A 20,179-nucleotide genomic window follows, 5' to 3' on the forward strand; every position below is an offset into this window, starting at 1 on the left:
CTCTGCGCCACCAGTGTCCGGCGCTCAGGTTCTCAAGAGCCTTGGAGTTGATTGGTCCAGCTACACGCCGCCGCCGGGACAGCCGTTCACAAGCCGGGATCATAGATGCGGTGCATTCCAAGACACGTTCGATTGGTCCTCGCTCGATAGCGATTATCTGCAGGCCATAGGATGGCGCGGGGACGCCGACCATGGATGAGATCGACAGGGTGATTGCGGGGCTGACGAAGGCGCAGTTGACGGCGTTGCACAACCTCGCGGTTTGTCACGAGCGGAAACCTTGGGATTGGCACGAGGCTCCGCACGACGGATGGAGAAGGGCGGGGGCAGCATGCAATGGACTCTGGCGCCTCGATCTGGCTGCAATTGGCGGTCGGCGAAAAGGTTTGACGCTCTACCGCCTCACCTTGCTTGGCCTCGAAGTCAGCGCCCGCCTGAACGCCCACCACCAACCCACAGAAAAAGAACACACCCAGAACGTAACCGATTGACCCGACTCGCCCCGCCATAGCCATGCTCTCGCCATGCCTTATGGTTCCCTCGATACAGTCGGCATCCTCGACAACGTTCTGCGCACCGGGCGCGGTATCCAGGTGGAGTGCACCGGATGTCCGGGGTTGCACCGCTTCACGCACGACGAGATCGCCGCGCTGGCTGACAAGGTGGGGCGTGATTACAACCTGCTCAACCGCCGATGCAAGTGCCGATTGACGCCGGGGTGCGAGGGCTGGAACCGGTTCTTCTTCCTGTCGGGCGTCTACAGGCCGCTTTTTACGCCGGAGCATTCGGTTCGGTGGGGTCGGTAAAGGCTTGCACCGGGAATCGTGATTTGCGATTCTGCTTGGGCAACGCAAGTCTCGGATGCACCGTCATTCGGAACTTAGACGATCAGCCTCCACCCACGGTGAAGTGCAATCGGCGGTAGGTGGAAGCCCTACTCCCCACAATCCACCGGCATCCCCAACGCCCGCTCATACCGGCAAATCCGCACCCCGGCAGCGCGTAGTCGCTTGTGGGGCTTGAGAACAAATCAAGATTCTGATACAAAACGGGCCGGAAACGCTGCTTGCAACAGCGCCCGGCCCTAACCACCACGCAAGGAATCTGCGCTATGACTAAAGCCCAATTACCCTCCATCGAATACCTCCGTCAACGTCTCTCCTATAACCCCGTCACTGGCGATATGGTCTGGCGGGAAGCCTATCCAAGTGACTTCAAGCAGGATTGGGTGTGCAGGGACTGGAATCGTCGCTGGGCCGGCGGGAAAGCGGGTTCAGACAACGGCAGGGGCTATTTAGTTCTTGGAATTGCTGGCTTTAACCTGCGAGTACATCGCGTCGCTTGGGCAATGTATACTGGGTCTTGGCCGGAGCATTCCATCGATCACATCAACGGCAATAAAAACGACAACCGGATATCCAATTTGCGGGATGTTCCGCATGAGATGAACACTAGAAATTCACCGATAAGCAGACGAAACACAACGGGGCGCGTAGGCGTACAACAACTACGGGATGCCTGGCGCGTTGAAATTGGAAGCGGAACAAATAAGATTTATTTAGGTAAGTTCACAACTTTTGCAGACGCAGTGACGGCACGTAGAACTGCAGAAGAAAAGTTAGGATATCACCCGAATCATGGCCGAAAATCCTAGTCACATGTCAGCCCACGCATCCCCATGGATTTGTGGAACTGGCATAGCCTGACGGCGGCTGAGTGGACGCGGTCAAGCGTCGCCTCAATCGCCGCCGAATACCGATCGCTCGCAGCCGGGTCCGTCAGTATCTCAACGGGAGGTTTCGGCTTTGCCTCGATCACGGCGGCTATGTCCGCAGCCGGGGGATACGCGGGGGAGGTGGTTTTGCAGGCGGTGAGGGTGAGCGTAAAGGCAACTTGTAACGCCAGCTTACATGTTCGCATCACAAGCACCTTTCTTTGTAAGCCGCCACCTTCACCAGTTCCGCCGCGCTATACGCCTGCCGCATCCGCGCGCAATTCAGCGCCACGGTGGTAGGCGGCAAGGCGGCGCGCTGCTCGACAGGCTTGGCAGCTTCCACCGCTTCGGCCTTGGTAATCGCATCGTCGCGTTCGGATCGCAGCTGGGCGTTCTCCAAGGCGTCTGCGGCGCGGTCCTCTGCAGCCACTTGTGAGGCAGGGGCGGCAGCTTGGTTGATTGCAGCCTCGTGCTGGTCGATCACCTTGGCGTCGTGCGTGTGCAGCCAGATGGCCCATGCAGCCCATAGGAGCGCGAGGAGGGCGATTGCGGCCAGAGCCAGCTTCACGCCACGTGGGAGCGCTGAGAGCCAGGCGCGGGCGGACAGGAGGGCGGCGGCGATCATGCGTCGCCCCACACAAAGCCGATGGGGTTGGGCGCGCGCCAGATCGTGTTGCCGTCGCTGTCCAGCAAGCCGGTATCGGTGGCCTCATGATCGCTGACGGTCGGCATGTGCGTCATGGGCTCATCCCACACTTCGTCTGCAATCCATGCCTTGATAGGGCGCGGCTTGGTGAAATATCGACTCATGGCTTCAATTCCTCCGCTACGTCCTGTGCGGCGCTGGCAGCGGCTTGGGCGCCAAGGGCCGGACCCGAACCTGTCGCGGCTACCACGGCGTCAGCCAGCTTGCCGGTGTTGTCGGCGCGCTTCTCGTCCAGAGCGTCCTGACCGGCGCGGTTCGTGAAGTAGTGCCCCAGCGCCATCAGGGCCATGCCGGACAACTGCCCGACCATGTACGTGATGATGTCCTTGTTGCTGGCAGGCAGGTTCTTGAACAGGAAGAACGGCAGCATCCCGATGAACGCGCCGGTGAGCATGAACGCCAAGCGGTTGCGCATGAGGTCCGGGGAGGAGGTCACAACATCCACCCTTTGATCTGGGCAAGCCGGGCCTTGCGGTCGTTGAGCCCGTTCGTGCCCCCGTTGATCCGCTTGGTGATGCCCACCACGTCGTCCTTGTCGGCCAGCGCATTGAGGTTGCGAGACCGCCAGTATTCCAACGCGATTAACAGCCCGACCGCAGGCGTGGCAGCGAGCGCGGGATTGCCCTCAAGGTCGAGCCCCAGGCGTTTGCCATAGTCGCGATAGTTGGCGCGGCCTGTCAGCTGCAAAGGCCCGCGACCCTTGTACCGGAGGCCATCGCCGGGCTGCGTGTTGCCCAGATCGGCGCGGCCCTCGTAGCCCTTCTGCGCGGCAGTCGGACCCCAGATTTCCTCCATGTACCGGAAGCCACCGCTCTCATGGCTGACTTGCGCGAGGAAGTGGGCGAGCCGCAGGGCATTGTCCATGATGCCGTATTCCGCGAAGTGCTTGACGGCAGTGTATGCCAGCCCTTCCGCGCGATCGGTGGAGGCTCCCATCTTGCGAAACAGCGCGGCGAAGGAGAGGGGGCCGAATTGGCCGTCTGCTTTCACGCCAAGGGTGGTTTGGAGTTTGCGGGTGTCGATCATGGCGCTGCTCCATGCGGCTCAGAATGGTTTTGCACCGGATCGCGCCGTTCGACGGCAAGCGGCGCCTCGATCTTGGTCACGGTGGTGGGAGGTGAGCCAATCACGCCTGTCGCCCGCCCGATGATATACATCGCCACGAACAGGCTGAACACGACCGGCCCCCACACACGCAGGGCACCGATCGCGCCCATGGCCCCGCGCTGCTCGTCATGCGTGCGCTCAAGGGCATCGACACGCACGGCCAAGGCGCTAACAGCCTCGTGGACCCGCTGCTCCTCGATCCGCGCCAGGCGCTCCAAAATCACGACCTGCGTTGCTTGCATGTCGCGCATTACTTCACCGTTCACGCGCACGCTTTCCGCAAGCTGCTTGATAACCTCGAACTGAAAGCGCGTGTCACTCTCGGTCATGGTGGTGCCTGTCGATCATGGGGCGCATGGCTCTTGTCCGGTGGGGGTCACAGAACAGGTGCCTGCGCTGCGAGGATGTTGGGACCGGAAAGGGGGTGGATGCCGTCAGGGCTGGCAGGCGTACCCAGCACGGCGCGGCTCTTATAGACCCCGGCATCGCGCCCATTCTCCATCGCGTCCGCCACGTCGATGTAGTGGGTCTGGCCGGCGATGGCCTTGGCGCGCACCGAGTTGTTCCCCGCGATGCGTTGGGCGTTCTTTGACGAATCGGACACGCTCTGTGAAGTCGGAGAGGTGAACGACGACATGTTGCCCATGACCGTCGCATCGACCTGACCAGTCGTGACGATGCATTCGACCCAATTCGACCCGCTCGCTGAAACCGCCTTGTTCGCCACGTTGTAGATTGTGGGCGTCATGCCGGTAATCGTGATGGCATCACCCGTCTGCGGCAGATTGTCCGTGTTCGTGAAGTAATAGCGAAACACGTTCGACGCGCTGGTGCCGGTGTTCGTCGCGGACAGCACCGGGCGTGCGTCGATCGCCAGGATCGGATTGCAGGTTGTACAAATGACCCGTGCCGCGCTGCCTTTCCATTTGGCGATAGCCGTCCCGCGCCGGGTGACGGTATCCGTTGCAAGCAGATTTTGGTTGTAGTCGTTTGCGCCAAGCTCATCTATCAATGTGTTCCACGTCACGCCCATGGCTGCGATCATCGCATTGGTCAGCGGCTGTGTGCCGTTAGCCCAATCGAAAGCGCGCGAGCCGGAACGGCAGATGTTGAGATAGGAGCTATTGACAGTGAATCGGCGCTCGATAGGCCCGATGTTGCCATATGCATCCATGGTGCCGACATTTCCGACGTTCTCGGCCTGACCACCGCCGATGCTGTCGCCCATGAGCAGGACAACCTCTGTCACCGCGCCATCAGCATCACCAGTCAGGACAGGGAAGTAACCATAGCTGACGGCCACGGTGGTCGGCTTGGTGCCAGCGGCAATGCGGTCAGTCAGTGTGCCCATCGCGCCGCGCTCGCTACGGTCGCCTGCCGACAGCACCAGCAGGCGCTGGTTGTTTACCGGGAAGAAGTTGCCGCTGGCTGCGACACGGGGCTGGCTGTAAATTCCAAAAGCAGCACCGTCAGGGATCGAAAGGCCTGTGATGGCATCGGAGAGCATACCCCACTGCGCGATCGGCACTGTGATGCTGCGCTGGCCGCCCAGAGTGAAGTTGTAGAGCGTGCCAGAGCCCAGAGGGTATTCGATTGCACCTGTCCAGGTGAAATCCGCACTAGGGGCTGTTTCTGCCATTGTGGAGGCGCGCCAGAACGAGGGCAGAGCAGCGCGCAGGTTCGACAGGGTGCGCCCGCTGCGGTTGTACGCTACCTTGTAATAATTGCCGTCACCTGCCGTATCGTGGATGATTGTCGGCAGGTCGTTACGGGTTCCGGCGAACACGCGGACATAAGAAACACCCAAATTAAAAATGCGACGCCGCATCGCGGCAGATCGTCCGTTACCCGGCATAGCTAGTTCCTTGATACTGGAGTGATATTGGCGATGGCATGGCTTGCCTGGCGTAAGCGGCCAACTTCGGATCGCGCAGTTCTGCGGCGACCTGCGCTTCGGTCATCTGACCCGAGCGGATGCAGGCAATGAGATGGGCCCAATGGCTCATTGCGGATCATCCTCGCCCTGCCGCAGCACTTCTACGGTTGTGGGCCGGTCCTTTGCCATCTGCCGAACCGAGTCCTGGATAGCCTTTAGGCGTTCAGCGATCTCTTCTTCAGTCAGAGAACCCTGTTGGACGGCTGCCACCAAACCGGCAAAGCGACTCATGCCACGCTCTCCATCTTGATCTTGTATGGAACACCTGCGACCGTCACGGTCATGTACCGAACAGTGGTCGCGGCAGGGGCTGACGCAGTGACGGTGCCATCCATCACGACCGAACCCAGCCCAAAGGTGCCGAAAACCGTATAGGTGCCGTTGAAGATCGAGACGATGCTGCCGGTGAACTGCGCCCAATCGTAGGGGGCTACGTCAGCCAAACTGTTGTAGGTAATCTGGCAACCATAAGCGGCGAAGCGCGAGGGGTCGTTGGCAAGAGGATTTTCGAAAAGCGGATCAACACTCTCAATGCGAGGGCTGTAGAGCGATAAGACCGTCGCAGCGTTTGGGTTCTCCAGCAGAGACCCGAACGAGTGAGCGTTGTAAGTGGTGAGAGTGAAGCCCAGAACCTTCGAGCTAGCCCCAGACATGAACTTAACGCTCGATGATTGCCCAGCGCCCTCGAACAGAATGCTTTCCAGCACGAATGTCTCGATGCGCTGGAATCCTGCGTCGGGAAATGCTACCTCGATCGGCGGTTGGCCATAAGCTACGATATAGCAATCACGCATCGCAAAACCCTCGGTTCGGGCGATATAGATGGGTGATTGGGTGGCACGACGGATAGCAACCCCGCTGCCGCCGAATGTGCCGCGGGCTGTCGTATCGACGTTGACGGTGAATGTGGTTGATGTGCGCGCGCTGACCGTACCGATCACAGTCGGCATAGTCGGCATTCCGGCAATGTACTGGAACACCGCCTGATCGCCTATCTGAAAGGCATGACCGGGCGCCGTGATAACAGCATTGGCGGCGTTTGAAATGCCGGTGATCGAGGCGATATTCTCATCAGCTGGCAGATACCGCCAATCGCAGTTCAGGAACTGCTTGTTAATGAAGCTCGTCCCGCCGGTCATCGTCGTGGCATAGTCGGACGTCATTGCATGGGCGTCATAGCCCTCGTGGATCGCTACGCGCGCGGTATGGTCGCGGTTGTAGATCGTGCAGTGATCCCATTGCGTGGTTTCCTGCCCATAGTCATGCACCGCCGCGCGGGAGAACCAGCCATCGGTGAAGCATTCCTTGAAGCTGGCATTGTCGCAGAACCCGCCAGGAGTGCCGCGCTGGGCCTGAAATGCGACGGCGGGCCGGTTCGTTTTGTCGCCCCACACGCCGACGCTATCGAACGTGTATCCGCGCGTGCCGATCAGATCGAACACCGCTTTCCCCGTGCAGGCGCCCAGGATATAAAGGTTTACAACCTTGAGGTTCCACGCCTGAAGCCCGGTGAAGTTGAGGCTTTGCGTCGTGCGATACAGCTTGTTTCCGCCTGCAATCTCAACCGAAGCAAAGCCATTTGCTGTCAGCAATGCGCGTGCGGCTGCAGCCATATCATTGAGCGGGATGGCATCGTCTGCCACGCCATCGCCCACGGCCCCGAACTGCATCGGCGACAGGGTTATCTTTACAAACTCAAGCTGCTGCGCAACCCACACGGCACTTGGATAGCGGTTGATCTCGATCGACGCGGCGCCCTGACGGCGATAGAGAATTGAATAGTCATTGGCACCCCCCGCCTGCGGCACGCTGAAATATCCACCATCTTCAGTCGCATCCAAACCGGCTGCTATCGTGGGGAAAAGGCGTCCCGCCTGTGTGGCAATCTCAGCAGACAAAGCAGCGTTCGCGCTTGCCGCCCTTGCTGGTGCGGCGAAGTCGTCGATCGACACGGCGCTGGCTGCGCCATCATTGGTAAAGAACAGGGCTTTGCCAGTCCGACTATCCAAGTCCGGAAGAACAAATCCGCTTTCTCCCATCGGAACCGTGAGCCCGCGCTCTACGTCGCGTTTAAGCGCTTGGTCTCGAAGGGCTGAACGATCATATCCTTCATTAACGGGCTCGGCCAACCAAGCTGATCCGTTTTCAAATTCAAGATCCTGGGTAAAAGACGGATTCAAAAATGGAATGACAAAAGCGCCATCTGATGGCGCGCTTTGAAATGTTACCGACCCACCACCCGCGCCGGCGATTACAACGTCAAACAGGACCGGGCTGACCGTTACCCCGTTGACCTGCACACCAACCTCGCTTGCCGATGGCGCGACAAACGTGAACGGGAAAACCGTTGTCACGCCATTGGCGAGATACGGCCCCGAAAAGGCATTGTCGGTGGAAACAGCCATTTATCGCCTCGCCTAGATGGCGATGGCTTACGGGACGAGGTAACGGGGTTGAATCGCGCGGGGTCAGTCGTCCTTGATCTTGCCTGTAGACAGGCCCTGCAGCCAATCGCCAAACGTCTCGGGGTCAGCATCCCCTTGGCCAACATCAACAAGAAACTGCGTGGCACTGGCGATCTGGCCCGGCACAAGACCAGTCGAATATCCCACGGCCTCAAGAACGTCCTTGGTGGCGTGTTTCGTTTTCTCGCCCTTCGCCACCTTGGCGGCAGAGCCGGCGCCCTTCACGAAGGACTCCAGGGCGCGTGCCACTGGCGAGATTGTGGGCGCAAACACCTGATTGCCCACAACGGCATTCCATGACGGCTCGAAAACATCGCGCGCCACCGGGATAGGCCCGATCGCGTTTGCCAGGACTTTTCGGCTAAACCACTGGGCCCACCATTCGTCATCGTCTGGCCCAGCGCTGGCCCCAACCGATGCGCGCAGCAGTTCCGTTGCGATCGTCGGCAGGATCAGCAGGAAGAAGGCGCGGGCGGCCAGACGCGGAACGTTGCGCGGACGGCGCTCGTCTTGCCCCCCGATGTCGCGACCCAGCGTCCTCTCACGCTGATACTGCGCCGAAAAATAACTATAGAACATAGTCATGAGTTTAAGCGCCTCGCCCCATTTCCCCGTGCCACGCTGGATCGCGGCCAAGTCCTTCGGAGCCCCGGAGCCCTGCGATTGGCGCACAGCCTTGTCACCAGCATAGGCAGCATCCCGCTCGCTCATGCCGGCAGCCAAGGCGTTGTTGTAACCCGCCATCCAAGTGGGCACGGATACTACGCGGTCGATGTAACCGATGCCATGATAGAAGAACCGCCGACCATCAACCACCGTGCGCGCCGCCCTCCCGACCGGATTGGTAGCCGCGAGACGGTTGATTTCGGCGCTAACGTCGCGGTCCAGCGTGTCCATGCGGTGACGCACTTCGTCCGATCGCTCCATGACAAAGCGGGTCGTCTCGATAGGATGCGCGCTGAAACTGGCCACAGCCTTGGCGATTGCCGCCTCGCCCACAACTTCAGCAGAGTTTGAATAGCCCGCGATCTGCGTCACCATCGTTGTGGCGCGAAGGCCCATGCCGACCGCCGTCACGTTTGCGCGCAGCTTGCCGAGAAAGTGGCCAAACCCTTCATTGCCGGCGCGTTCCATCGCCCAGGCATTGGCGACGTGCTTCACCCATGGGCGGAATTGCTGGCCAATCTCTTGCCCCAAGGCGCCCTCGACCGCGCGCCTCACTTGCTCGCTCGACAGGAAACGATTGGCTTTGATAACCGCCTCGCGATGGGTGACATCATGGATAACCTCGCCCAGATGCCGGTTGATCACGCCAAGATCCAGGAGGATCGGGCGTTTTACTTGCTCTGATCGCTCCTTGGTTGACGAGGCTCGCGTGGTAGCCCGCGTGTATCGGCTTTCGAATACGTCGCTCTCGCGCCCGCTATGTTGTTCTGCGCGATAATCACGGCTGCTGTCATAGATCGCCGGGTAGTAGCCACCCTTCATTTTCGTGCCGTTGCCCAGCGTAAATTCGCGCGGCGCGATCTTCTCAGGAGCTACCCCGTTCACGCGGCGCTCCAACGCCTCAATCTGAGGCCACAGGGTGTCTATCGTGTTCCATACCCCTTGAACGAACGTCCATTCGTCAGCAGTCAATGTCTGGTCAAGATGGCTGATGATCGCCTCAGGATTGACCCGATAGCCATCTGCGAGGCGCTGCAGGTTACCTTCGTTCCCGACATTGAGCGCCATGGCGACAAGCTGCTTGCGATTGACCCGCATCGGTCGCTCGGTATGGGGATCGATAAACGGCGGCGTCTCTACGTCATTCCATCGCTCGACCGTTGACGCTGGAACAGCTTCAAACAGCGCCTTGATCCGGCCATAGTAGTCCTTGAGCATATCCTGCTCTTGCGCCTGAGCCTCAGCTACTGGACGAAAAGCAACCCGGTTGAAAATCCCATTAGGGTCGCCGCCGTCGAGCCAATCGAATACTGTCTCCATTTTGAGAAGGGACGCGTCGATACTGAACACGCGCGACTTCAATCCGTCCCACCAACCGCGCTCCGCCAGATCGGCAGGCGGCTTACCCCGCAGATTGCCGGCAGCGTCAACCGCCTCGTTAATCACTGCTTCCCATTCGCGCTCTTCCTGGTTGTCCAGCAAGGTTTGCTTGAGCCGGCCCAGGTGCATGATCTGCTTGACGGTTTCGTCCAGCGTGAGGATCGCATCGGCGGGAAGCTGGCTCCAGTTGGTCTGTCCCAGCGTCACTTCGAAGGTGTCAGGCACGATGACATCGTATCCCTCCGTCTCACGCGCCTGCGCCCATGCAGCGAACCGCCCTTTGCGCTTTTCATAAATTTGTGAGCGCCGTCGCAGATCGACGGCCTCCAGCAGCGTTTGAGCCTGTTCAAGATACTCCTGATCTACCGATTTGCGCGTTGTCGCGCGCGCGATGGCATCCATGCGCTTGACCGCAGATTCTACCTCATCAGCCGCCGCCTTGGCCTCAGTGATCAAGGCGCTGTTGAGCATCTGAAACTGTTTCTGTCGATACGCTTCTTCCCGGTCACCCTTGGCCAGCGCTTCCTCTGCCAGGCGCCCGGCCTTCGCGGCGTTGCGCGCATGTCGCTGGATGGCCCCGGGCGATACCTCATCCACCCAGCGGCCTGAGCGAACCTTGCTGCGCGCCCAATCTCGCGCAGCCCGGTACGGAGTAGGGCGCCCGCCTGTGGTGCGACCAAGCACACGTATCTCGGCAGCGATGACCTCGCCCTGCTGCTCGTTTTCGACCGCCGCCAAGGCTTCGCGCTCTATCGATCCATCGTTCAGCGGATCGCCATAGCGGCGGTTCATTTCCTCATCGGTTGCGGTTTCGATGGCCCGCTCCCGCATAGACCTTGGATCACCTCCCTCCTTGGCTTGCCGGTGCGCTTGCTCCGCACCAATCAGAGATTCCAGCATTTCCGTTGCCGAGCGATAACCAGACATTTCAGCGATCGTTTCGGGATTGACCCCGCCGTCGCGATACAGCGGCGGAACGCGCTTTGGCAGCAGTTCCAGCGCATCCAAGGCCATGCGATCGACAATCCATTCCTTGCTGATGCGATCGGCCTTGATATTGGCAAGCGCGCGGTAAACAGGAGATGCGTCTATCCGCTGCACTTGCTCCTCGCGCACCCCCTTACGGGCTTCACGATAGCGCTCCGTCTCACGGCGGCGGATGGCCTTCATGGTCTTGTCGAGCAGAGACGCATGGCTGGCTGCCCGCGCTGCACCTGCCTGCGCCTGGTATGCCTGAAATTCAGCATCGCTCATGCCAACGCTGGCGGCATCCTTGAACAGCGCAGCTATGCCCTGGCGCTCCTGGGCTGCTGCGATTTCCTCATCGGTCGCCAGCATGCGGTCAAAGACTTCGCGAATTTCCGAAGAGATCGGCGCGCGAAGATTGGCCACCGTCTTGTAGATCGAGACCATCCACTGCCGAACGTTTTCGAAAATGCGGGTGAGGGCAGGCGTGGGCGCCTTGCCTTCCATGAAATAGGCCTCGATGCCCCGCGCAAACAACTCGTGCGCATCGGTCGGGATGGCGCCCGAAAAGCTTTCTGCCTCCGCCTCACCGCGCCTGCCGAAGCTGGCAATCGCATCCTTGTTAAGCACCGCATATTCAACCCGTCCGCGCGGGTCTTTACCATAAACCGCGTCAACGCCACGCGCCCGGTATTCTGCAATCTGTGCAGCCGTAAGCCGAGTGATGTCGCCTTGCTTTTCCTCGATCACCGCATCCGGGGAAAGCCGAACCTCATAGACGCTGCCATTCGCTCCAGCATAGCCTTCAGCATCCGAGATGCGATCTTCTGCGGCGGCATAGAAACCGCCATATTGGCGCCCCTTCTTGCCTTGCTTCTGCAACGCTGGATCGCGAAGTATCTGCACATCGTTGAGAGTCAGATTGGCGTTGGGGGAACCGTGGAGAAGCGCGACGCCCTTTGGTCCACCGATCGGGTGGCCGTTCGCCGCAAACCAGCGCTGGACAGCGGCCCAATCCGCTTTTACCTGCTCAGGGGCTTCCGGCAGACTGGCATCGAAACGCAGTTCCTCCAGCCACATATGGCCGAGCTCATGGATTGGCGTCGACAGATTGCGGCTTTGAAATAGCTCGATCGTTTGCCGGCCCTGGTCAAATACGATCTGGCCGCGCGCGTCCTGTTGGTATGCCCGACCGCTTGCTGGCGGTTTCGCCATGTCATCGATCACGCTGCGTATCTCAGCGTCGCTCATTTCGGACGGCGAATGCCCGGCTTCATCAAGCATCTGGCGCAGGTCTTCCGCAGAAGCCCGAACATCATCTGTCCGATTATCCGCGTATCGAGGCCGGCCCGCTATTTCTTCAGCGATCGCATCCAGAAGCGTTTGCGTATCAAGGGTTGAGGGACCAGCCTCATTCTCGACGTTGGCCAAGTCAGGGAAATAGCCGGCAGTGATCGCAGCCTGGAGCGTGTTATCCAGCCCATAGTCACCGATGCCGGATAGGCCGCCCATCATTTCGGTTTGGCGCGGATCAAAGCCTGTCAGGTATTTTGACGGAACCCCCATCGATGCCAGATCACCGCCGACATCGTTCACGCCGCCGCGCTTCTTGATGAAATCCAACAACGATGGGCCGACGCCGTAATTGGCATCCGCCCGCTTGCGCATGGCATTGATAACAAGATCAAGGCGATCGGCCTGCCGCGCCTGTGCAACGCTTTCAGGCAGCACTTGCCGCACATCGAGATTGTTGAACTCGTCGCCCTTCAGGTCCATGCCAAGGCGCGCAGCCCGTGCCTGGGCGCGCTGCACGGCAATCTCTGCATACTGCCGCGCCACGGGAGACGTGAACGAGCCGCCGAACATCGTGGCGACCTGATCCACCAGTTTATCCCGCACCGATTTACTGGCTTGGTCAGCCTGATCGCGAACCCGCATTTCATCTGCAGCCCGTCCGATCACATCGCTCATCGCGTCGTCAAAGGCCTGCGCTTCACGTGGCGAGATACCGCCTTGCGTCAGGCGCACATCGTCCTTGATCGCATCCCACGCTGGGGTGCCGACCACATCAGTAAGGAAATCCTCGATCGGCATGACGACATCGCCGCCCGATTGGGCCGCTTCCTGCCAACCACGCCACAATCCCGGATCAGCACCGAGATCATCGCTTTGCTGCATCAGTGTTCGGATGGCATCGCCGGGGATGAACACCGATTGCGCGTTGGCATCCTGCGCATGCTCGCGGATCAGGTCCCGAAATGCTTCCGGGTCGCGCTGCTTGAGTTTGGAAGACGTTGCGGCGGTAGCAGCCTGATCAAGAAAGGTGCGCTCAGCCTGCGCCTGACGGGCATCCTGGACGCGGCCTGCAACAGATGCCGTGGCGTCGGTGGCGCGGTGTACAGCGCCGACAAGTGCAGTCGTGCCGCCAACACCGCCGATGGTCGCCAAGGTGGTGTCTAGCGCCGCTTGGGGGCGCGCCTTGAGGTAATCCGCGAATGTCTTGTTGCGGTTCTCCGGGAGATATGCCCAATCTGCCAAATCCTGCACGACCGTGGCGGTGTTCTCGCCAACCAGCTCTTGGCTGAGTTCGCGCAAGACCGTTTTACCAAACGGTGTTCGCCGCGTGATCAGATCCGCCAGCGTGCCTGCCGGCATGTATTCCGTCAGCGCCTCGGTGCCGCCTTGGGCCAAGCCGTAACGCAGCGCCTCAGGACCGCTGAGGCCTTTGCCCAGCCCTTCTTGGTAAGACGTGGCGCCAGTCGTTGCGCCGATGAAGCCGGTGCCGATGGCCGGGGATCGGGTTAGTGCGGTGAGCGCAGCGGCGGTCAGAGACGAGGGGATACTCCGCACACCCTGCAAGATTGAGGTCGATGTTTTTCCCCGGCCTTTGGGGAAGGCGGCATCTCCTCTGGCGGTATAATCCTTGGAATAGGATGCCTCCTGATCCAGGAGTGCTCTGGCACCATTGGGGTTGGCGATCGGCAACAAGACTTGGTCGATTGACCGGGAAAGATCGTTGATGCCCCGCGCGCCATCTTGAAGGCCCGCATTCAGCGCGCCGGGAATGCCGGTGACAAAACTCTTGAGCCCGTCCCAGGCTTGGCCAAGTAGGCTGAGATTCTGCGTGTCATCCGCCGCCGCCGCAGCGCCGCGTGGATTGGCAATTGCCCAGCGACCCGTGGCGTGATTCGCCTGCGCGACATCGGCAAACCGCTTGGCGGTCAGCGCCTTTTCATAGGCATCGGCGTTGCCCTCGACATCGGACGGGTTCTCGCCAGCATCGCGCGCAATGCGTGTGGTCCGCGCCACATCGTCGGGGTTGCCGCTTTCGAGAATGGTCTGGCGAGCATCTTTCGCTCGCATGTTGGCCAGCGTGTCCGCTACCGGATCTGAAGCGCGGGTTTGACGCCGCTGCCTTTCGTAGTAATCGAAGGGAATAACGGGGCCTGCCATGCCTCCGGGATAGGCTCGGGGCAGGGGGCATTGAATCGCGAGGCCTTATGGACGCCGACACGGTATGGGGATCTGTCTTTGCTGTTTACGTCCTGCTTGGTCTTTACCCGATGAGCGAATCAGCGGTGAAGCCCAACAAATCCCTTCCTGACGAACTGTGGCGAGAACAGTGGTCGCGAGATTATTGGAAAAGAAGCCGCTTGTTGGTTTATTGGTGCGCGGGGCTGATCTTGCTTATCATAGCTTGGTCAGTGTTTCAGTGACGCTGCCTAAGACCCCCAGCCTGCACCCACTGCTGGTACGCCGAAACCATATCGCCATTTGTGGGCGGACGATTGCCCGACCAGCTTGACATAAATTTCTGCCGAAAGTCGTCCGGCACATCAGTCAACAGTTCGTAGACCGGTTTGCTGGAGCGGCCAAGGATACCGCCAGCGTTCGGGATCTGTCGCATGCCGGACTGGAAAATGGTCGATACGTCCTGCTTCGTCAGAGTGCCCTTTTTCTGGTAGACCTGCGACAGCGATCCGCTCATGTAATCGTACATGGCGACCTTCTGCCGATCGTCCAGCTTGAGCCCGTTGTGCTTATCCTGAAAATTGATCTCGGACTGGATTTGGCCGCGATAATCCACTTCGGAATAGGTTTTGGGCGGCCTACTCGCGAGATCGGCCTGCTTCATCGCCAAGGTGTTCAACTGTGCAGCCGGGATCACACCGACGTATTTCTTCAGGTCTTGTGACTTGAAGCCGTCAGGGTCAAACCGCGCCTGCGCCTCAAGCTGCCACGTTGCCGACTGGCCGCGATCCGCCGTTTCCTGTTTGGCCTTTGCTTCTGTGATGCGGCGCTCCGCCGCCCCATATTCAGCCATATCCACGGGCGCCAGATTGTCGCGGACGGCTTTGGGCAGCATAGAGACCTTAAAGTTGTCGCCAGCGTTCAGGGCGATCGTGCGGGCTTGCTCATCGGCGCTGCGGTGCTGTTCCTTGAGCAGGCTCTCATCGGTCGCCATGCGCTTATCCCAGACCTGCTCGACCCGCTTCGTGACCTCTGGCGACCAACCTTCCGATAGCGCCTTGTCCTTGATCTGCTGATAAATCGCAGGACGGTCCCATTCACGCGGCGCATTCGTATATCCCACCGCGCCACCAAGCCAGCCCTTGGCCTTCTCTTTATGCGCGCCGAGGATCTGCTCCACATGCGTCGTGACGGTGCCATTACCGTCGCTGGCATTGTAGCGGCCTGGCGAGCCGGCGTTGATCGTGGAATAGAGATCCATCACGCCCATGCCGGATTTGAAGCCGCGATCCTGCAGATAATCGCCAACCGCCTTTGTCCAGGCCTCGGGAGACGATGACTTGTCTATGCCGTATTTCTTGCGTTCCGCAGGGCCGAACTGGATCAGGCCCATATAATTCCCGCCCTTGCCGCCCATGATCGTGGGCGAAAAGGTGCCTCCCGTCTCGTAGGACATCACCGCAGCCATGTCCGCAGGATCAAGGCCGAAGCGTTTGGCGACATTGACAGCTACACTTTGCCACGGTCCAGTTGCTGCCGCAGGCGCGTTTCCAGCTGTCGGAGCGACCTGGATCAGATCGGCGCGGTAGTCATCCACGCGATCCTGCAACGGACCCTGCATCCGCGCCAGCGTCTTTGTATAAAGGTCGCCGGTCATCTCATCACGGTATGCGCCAAGATATTGGCCCACCGCGTCGATGTCAGGATCAGGCGCCGAGAACATGCGGTCCAACACCCCGCCGTGCATTTTCGTCAGCGCGGCTTTTTCCGCAACAGCATAGGCGGTAGGGTTGGCCTTTTCGTCCCAGCCCTCGAACTGCAGCTGCCGGCGCACACTGTCGCGCAACTGCAAACCTGAATTGTCCCGAAAAGCCGGATTGTCGGACGCCACGGCAGCATCGACGAGCGCACTTTGCTCGATCCCGAAGCTGGCCTTGGTTTCTTCATTGGCCTGCCCAAGCGCCCAATTAGCGCCCATGCTCCGGGCTGCGCCATCAGACTCCAACAGCCCCATGGCGATCATCTGGCGCTGGCGCGGGGTCTTGGCGGACTCCAGCACATCGGTTTTGATCTTGTCGAGGGTCTCGTTGAATCCCTGTTGCCCGGCCCGCGCCTGGCCAAGCTTCAATTGCTTGAAGCCGTCCAGCGTCGTTGAAATCTGTTGGCGAGCGCCGGCAACTGCTATGCGTGCTTGGGTTTCGTCATTGACTGCGTTGATCTTATCCTGCTGATCGGCAAGGCCGGCAAGACCCTTGAAGCCTTCGGCCAGCATCTCCAAGCCGGTCGGCCCCTCAGGCGCACGAAAGCGAGCTCCTGTCGTCTGGACGGGTGCAACCTGGCCGGGCTGATACGTGGGAACGCGGGGCATTATGTGCCGCTTTTCATCTTGTTATATTGGTTGGCGCCGGAAAGGATCGACGATCCCGCATCGAACCCCGACTTGATCAGTGCCATGGTTCCAGCTTGACGCGAGGCCGATGCTTGCCCGGTATAGTTTGAAGCCTGAATGTCATGGCCGCGCACGTTCTGCGCACCCTGCTTGTAGATGCGATTAGCATCCTCGCGGCCCAGCATTTCGGTGTCGTCCTGTACCCATTGCGCTGTGCCCATATCGACACTGACGCCGCCTGCCGCAGCGCGGGCACGTTGAGCACCTTTCAGCTGGCCAACTTTGCGGTAGTGGTCCAGCGCCGCCTCGCGCGTGTTTTCCATTTCCTGCTGGCCGGCTTCGCGCTCCATATCGGCATTGCGATCAGCAATCTTTGCCTGAAACTTCGCCTGCGCGTTGGCAGCGAGGCCACCAGTGATGGAGCCCGCCGCTGCCAGTCCCGCTGCTATGATAGGAAGCGCTGCTGGTCCGCACATTCACCCGATCCTTTCGAAATGCCGGAACGGCACGCCGCGTACCACCACGTGTTCCTTGGCCACCGTGAACCCCCAGCGCTCAAGCAACCGGATGGCGCGCCGATTATCCGCAGACACTAGGTTGCATAGCCGCAGCGATGAATCGCCCATGCGCGCCAGGATACCGGGCCCCCACATCAAGAGCGCTTTACCGTGACGGTAAACCTCATCGGTCCCCAGAAACCAAGGCGTCCCCACCCGGTCTATCAGGCTTTCAACGACCACTCCAAACACGGCCTCAGGCCGGCCATCGACAAGCGCGGTCCATGCTTTGTCGCTGGTCACGACGCCGTGGCGAAGCGCGTCCTTGCCGCTGCGGCCCATCGCCTCGCATTCGCGCCGGTCAATATCACGAAGGCGATTTGCCACCGTATTGATATGCCTCCACTCTGCTGGAACGATGCGGATGCGCTGATCCATCAGCCACCGATCACCATGTCCCGCGTCACGCCCAGAACCGTCATTGGCAAAGGATCGACAGAGCGTATCCAGCACGTGACTTCGTTCCACGCCTTGCCATCGGTGGACAAAACGTAATCATCGCCATTCATCAGATCGTCGGGCGCGCCATAGGCTTCACTTGTGCGGCTTTTGATCAGGAACAAATGCTCAGCATCGATGCCCGCGTAGACCGATCGGCTATCGCGAAGGATCAGGCAAACGTCGCCCGTCTGCTGGCGCCGGCCAGTGTTGTTTCCACCGTCTGGCAGGTTGGCCCTGATCGGCAAAAGGTCTATGTCAGAGGTGTAGGGCAGGCCAAATGTCACCCGCTTTGCGGTAGGCTTGTTCGGCGGCAACGTGACGTGTCCGTTCGTGACGGCAAGGCCATGTACGACCACTCCGTCAACCAGCCCCGATACCGTGCGGCCCTCCAGATGCCATAGCCCGGAAAACGTAGATTGCGGCTCATCGAACGATGCCGAGATAGCGCAGTCGAGATACACGCTGCTGGCCACATCGTCCCATAGTTGCGGGGCCATGCGCTCCACAAAGCGCCGGGTCACGCCGCCCACAATCCTATCCACCAGGAAATAGACCCGGTTCTCACCGCCCTCGGATATGCTGATACAATCCACAAATGACCCATCCGTCTCGCAAATGGTCCACCCCCATACGTTTTGATCCTGCTCCCAGGTGAAGCATAGCAGGGCTCCATCCGACCTCACGGCCCAGATCATGGATCGAGGCTCTTGCGCATAGCACCACGCTTTGATCGAAAAGCCCTCGAACAGGTGCGGCGAGAAAATCGAAACATCGTTCGACTTCTGGCCATCGTACTCAAAGCTATACTGGATCGTGCGGACGGACGAGCCTACGGATGGTGCGTAGAAAACGACGTTATCGATAACCAACGCACCAAGCCGCGACGCCCCGCGCCCGATCTGGCGCTTCACCGAAGGAGGCGAATTGCCCGTCAGGATGCCGCCCTGGCCATCGCCATCGACCGTAAAGATGCTGTCGGACGTAAGCGCCAGCAGGCCCGTGGTGGATACCAGCTGGTTGATCGAGTTGACCCGGCCCGCCACGATCGAAAACGCGATGCTGTCATCCTCGCGCAACGGCTGCGATCGGTCCATGTTTTCAAGCAGCGCCGATCGCGTAGCCCATATGCCGTTGGGCGTGTTATAGGATCGCGCCCACATCGCCCGCTGCTCGAACAGGGCAACGGTAGACGGATAATCCCCAGCGCCGGGGAACGGGTTGTAGGCCTCAGGAGGCGCGCGATCGAGAGCGGGACCTATATTGTCGTCGCGGAATGTCAGCTTATCGGTGGTGCCGATGTATCCGAAAAACTGCGAATTGTCGGCTTTGTAGACGTTATACCGATCTGCGCCCGAAACCGCCGCCCATCCGAATGTGACGTAGTTGCGCTTGAGGGAAAGATCGACCGTGGCAGTCTGAATGCCTGATGCCCGGCTCTCTTCCCCGGTGTCCTCATTCACGGCGGTGACGCAATACGACACGGGCTGCGGGAAAAAATTGTCGCCGTCGTTCTCGGAATCCACATTGGGCTGCGTGGGAACGATTGTCGTGCTGCCGGGCGCAGCCAGGACGGGAGAGAACGTCACCTTGATAAACCGCCAGTCGGTATGGCCGTAGCGCACCAGTTTCCACGGCTCATGGTCGATGTGCGCCATATACATGGTGTCTGCGGTCTGCTCGTAATCGACCTCAGACAGTTCAACGCCGTTGTAAGGTGTCGGGGCGATATACGCGCGCGAAACGCCCATCAGTCCACCCCATAGTCGGGGCGGAATGGTTCGCCAGGCTTGATCACCACGGGCCGCGTCGGTGGCTCCACAACTGGCGGGACAACCGGAGGCGGCGGCGGCGGATCTGGCGTAACCGTCCTCGTGATCCCGCCTGTTGCCCCGGTAAAAGCAGGCATCGCGCTGGTGTCGATGTTGATGGAAAATGTATTGTCGTCGATAACCTGCACCACCTTGGCGATGCGACCGTTTAGCTGCTCGCCCAGCGCGCCGTTGATGCCATTCAGGAACACGCGATTCTCGGCTACATACGCATGGTACGCGGCTGTGATGGCAGCATTCGGCGCATTGGTTATACCGGTGATGGCAAGCTCATCCTCTACGATGCGCCCGCCCTCGGTCATCGGTGCCATATAGGCCTGCCCCATCTCAATGGCATAGGTCTGCGTCAGGCTGAATTGAAACGGGACAAGCCGGTTGTCGCCCAAGGTGTCGAAGACCTCTCCCACCAAGTGCGTGCCGGGCCGCTTGGTCAGGCCCCCATACTTGAGGACCATGACGTTGCGCGCTTTGCGCACGCCAGAGTTCCAAGCCTCGACATCGAACCGGCCATAGAGATGGGGCGCGATCTCACCGCGCGAGAAATTCGTTTGC

General features: G+C 60.1%; 17 protein-coding genes. 3 read left to right on the forward strand and 14 right to left on the reverse strand.

Annotation, left to right across the window (positions count from 1 at the left end; translation table 11 throughout):
• Positions 1 to 191: 191 nt before the first annotated feature.
• The 3 genes from ASE49_RS12685 to ASE49_RS17845 all read left to right on the forward strand — a co-directional run bounded on the left by ASE49_RS12685 (position 192) and on the right by ASE49_RS17845 (position 1,654).
• Positions 192 to 491 carry a hypothetical protein gene (locus ASE49_RS12685; protein ID WP_056772975.1) on the forward strand — a complete coding sequence of 100 codons (300 nt, stop codon included), beginning with the start codon at positions 192 to 194 and terminating at the stop codon, positions 489 to 491.
• Positions 492 to 524: 33 nt separating this feature from the next.
• Complete coding sequence (locus ASE49_RS12690; protein WP_056772979.1) at positions 525 to 806, forward strand: hypothetical protein; 282 nt, start codon at positions 525 to 527, stop codon at positions 804 to 806.
• A 305-nt stretch (positions 807 to 1,111) separates the two neighbouring features.
• Positions 1,112 to 1,654 carry an HNH endonuclease signature motif containing protein gene (locus ASE49_RS17845; RefSeq protein WP_082456457.1) on the forward strand — a complete coding sequence of 181 codons (543 nt, stop codon included), beginning with the start codon at positions 1,112 to 1,114 and terminating at the stop codon, positions 1,652 to 1,654.
• Between the two features lie 265 nt (positions 1,655 to 1,919).
• Here the strand turns inward: ASE49_RS17845 and ASE49_RS12700 are convergent, their stop codons facing one another.
• The 14 genes from ASE49_RS12700 to ASE49_RS12760 form a co-directional block, all read right to left on the reverse strand.
• Positions 1,920 to 2,339 (reverse strand): hypothetical protein, encoded by a 420-nt coding sequence (locus ASE49_RS12700; RefSeq protein ID WP_056772987.1) that lies wholly within the window; start codon positions 2,337 to 2,339, stop codon positions 1,920 to 1,922.
• Complete coding sequence (locus ASE49_RS12705; protein ID WP_056772989.1) at positions 2,336 to 2,524, reverse strand: hypothetical protein; 189 nt, start codon at positions 2,522 to 2,524, stop codon at positions 2,336 to 2,338. Before ASE49_RS12705 ends, ASE49_RS12700 begins: the two co-directional genes overlap by 4 nt.
• A complete protein-coding gene (locus ASE49_RS12710; RefSeq protein ID WP_156370299.1) occupies positions 2,521 to 2,856 on the reverse strand; it encodes a hypothetical protein in 336 nt (111 codons plus the stop codon). The genes ASE49_RS12705 and ASE49_RS12710 overlap by 4 nt, the downstream gene beginning before the upstream one ends.
• Positions 2,853 to 3,446 carry a glycoside hydrolase family 19 protein gene (locus ASE49_RS12715; RefSeq protein WP_056772993.1) on the reverse strand — a complete coding sequence of 198 codons (594 nt, stop codon included), beginning with the start codon at positions 3,444 to 3,446 and terminating at the stop codon, positions 2,853 to 2,855. Before ASE49_RS12715 ends, ASE49_RS12710 begins: the two co-directional genes overlap by 4 nt.
• Positions 3,443 to 3,856 (reverse strand): hypothetical protein, encoded by a 414-nt coding sequence (locus ASE49_RS12720; protein ID WP_056772996.1) that lies wholly within the window; start codon positions 3,854 to 3,856, stop codon positions 3,443 to 3,445. The genes ASE49_RS12715 and ASE49_RS12720 overlap by 4 nt, the downstream gene beginning before the upstream one ends.
• Before the next feature lie 47 nt (positions 3,857 to 3,903).
• Entirely contained in the window at positions 3,904 to 5,382 is a 1,479-nt protein-coding gene (locus ASE49_RS12725; RefSeq protein ID WP_156370300.1) for a hypothetical protein, read from the reverse strand.
• Positions 5,383 to 5,529: 147 nt separating this feature from the next.
• Positions 5,530 to 5,694 (reverse strand): hypothetical protein, encoded by a 165-nt coding sequence (locus ASE49_RS18290; RefSeq protein WP_156370301.1) that lies wholly within the window; start codon positions 5,692 to 5,694, stop codon positions 5,530 to 5,532.
• Positions 5,691 to 7,868: a hypothetical protein gene (locus ASE49_RS12730; protein ID WP_056773008.1), complete on the reverse strand. Its 2,178-nt coding sequence runs from the start codon at positions 7,866 to 7,868 to the stop codon at positions 5,691 to 5,693. Before ASE49_RS12730 ends, ASE49_RS18290 begins: the two co-directional genes overlap by 4 nt.
• Positions 7,869 to 7,931: 63 nt before the next feature.
• Positions 7,932 to 14,393 carry a hypothetical protein gene (locus tag ASE49_RS18575; RefSeq protein WP_200922035.1) on the reverse strand — a complete coding sequence of 2,154 codons (6,462 nt, stop codon included), beginning with the start codon at positions 14,391 to 14,393 and terminating at the stop codon, positions 7,932 to 7,934.
• Between the two features lie 256 nt (positions 14,394 to 14,649).
• Positions 14,650 to 16,683 (reverse strand): hypothetical protein, encoded by a 2,034-nt coding sequence (locus ASE49_RS12740; RefSeq protein WP_056773010.1) that lies wholly within the window; start codon positions 16,681 to 16,683, stop codon positions 14,650 to 14,652.
• A 95-nt stretch (positions 16,684 to 16,778) separates the two neighbouring features.
• On the reverse strand, positions 16,779 to 17,150 hold the full coding sequence (locus ASE49_RS12745) for a hypothetical protein (protein ID WP_235522976.1): 372 nt from the start codon (positions 17,148 to 17,150) through the stop codon (positions 16,779 to 16,781).
• A gap of 126 nt (positions 17,151 to 17,276) precedes the next feature.
• Complete coding sequence (locus ASE49_RS12750) at positions 17,277 to 17,735, reverse strand: hypothetical protein (RefSeq protein WP_056773014.1); 459 nt, start codon at positions 17,733 to 17,735, stop codon at positions 17,277 to 17,279.
• Positions 17,735 to 19,546, reverse strand: coding sequence for a hypothetical protein (locus ASE49_RS12755; RefSeq protein WP_056773023.1), 1,812 nt, complete (start codon positions 19,544 to 19,546; stop codon positions 17,735 to 17,737). The genes ASE49_RS12750 and ASE49_RS12755 overlap by 1 nt, the downstream gene beginning before the upstream one ends.
• A complete protein-coding gene (locus ASE49_RS12760; RefSeq protein WP_235522977.1) occupies positions 19,546 to 20,103 on the reverse strand; it encodes a hypothetical protein in 558 nt (185 codons plus the stop codon). The genes ASE49_RS12755 and ASE49_RS12760 overlap by 1 nt, the downstream gene beginning before the upstream one ends.
• Positions 20,104 to 20,179 lie beyond the last annotated feature (76 nt).

Source organism: Novosphingobium sp. Leaf2, assembly GCF_001421325.1.
Taxonomy (GTDB): Bacteria; Pseudomonadota; Alphaproteobacteria; order Sphingomonadales; family Sphingomonadaceae; genus Novosphingobium.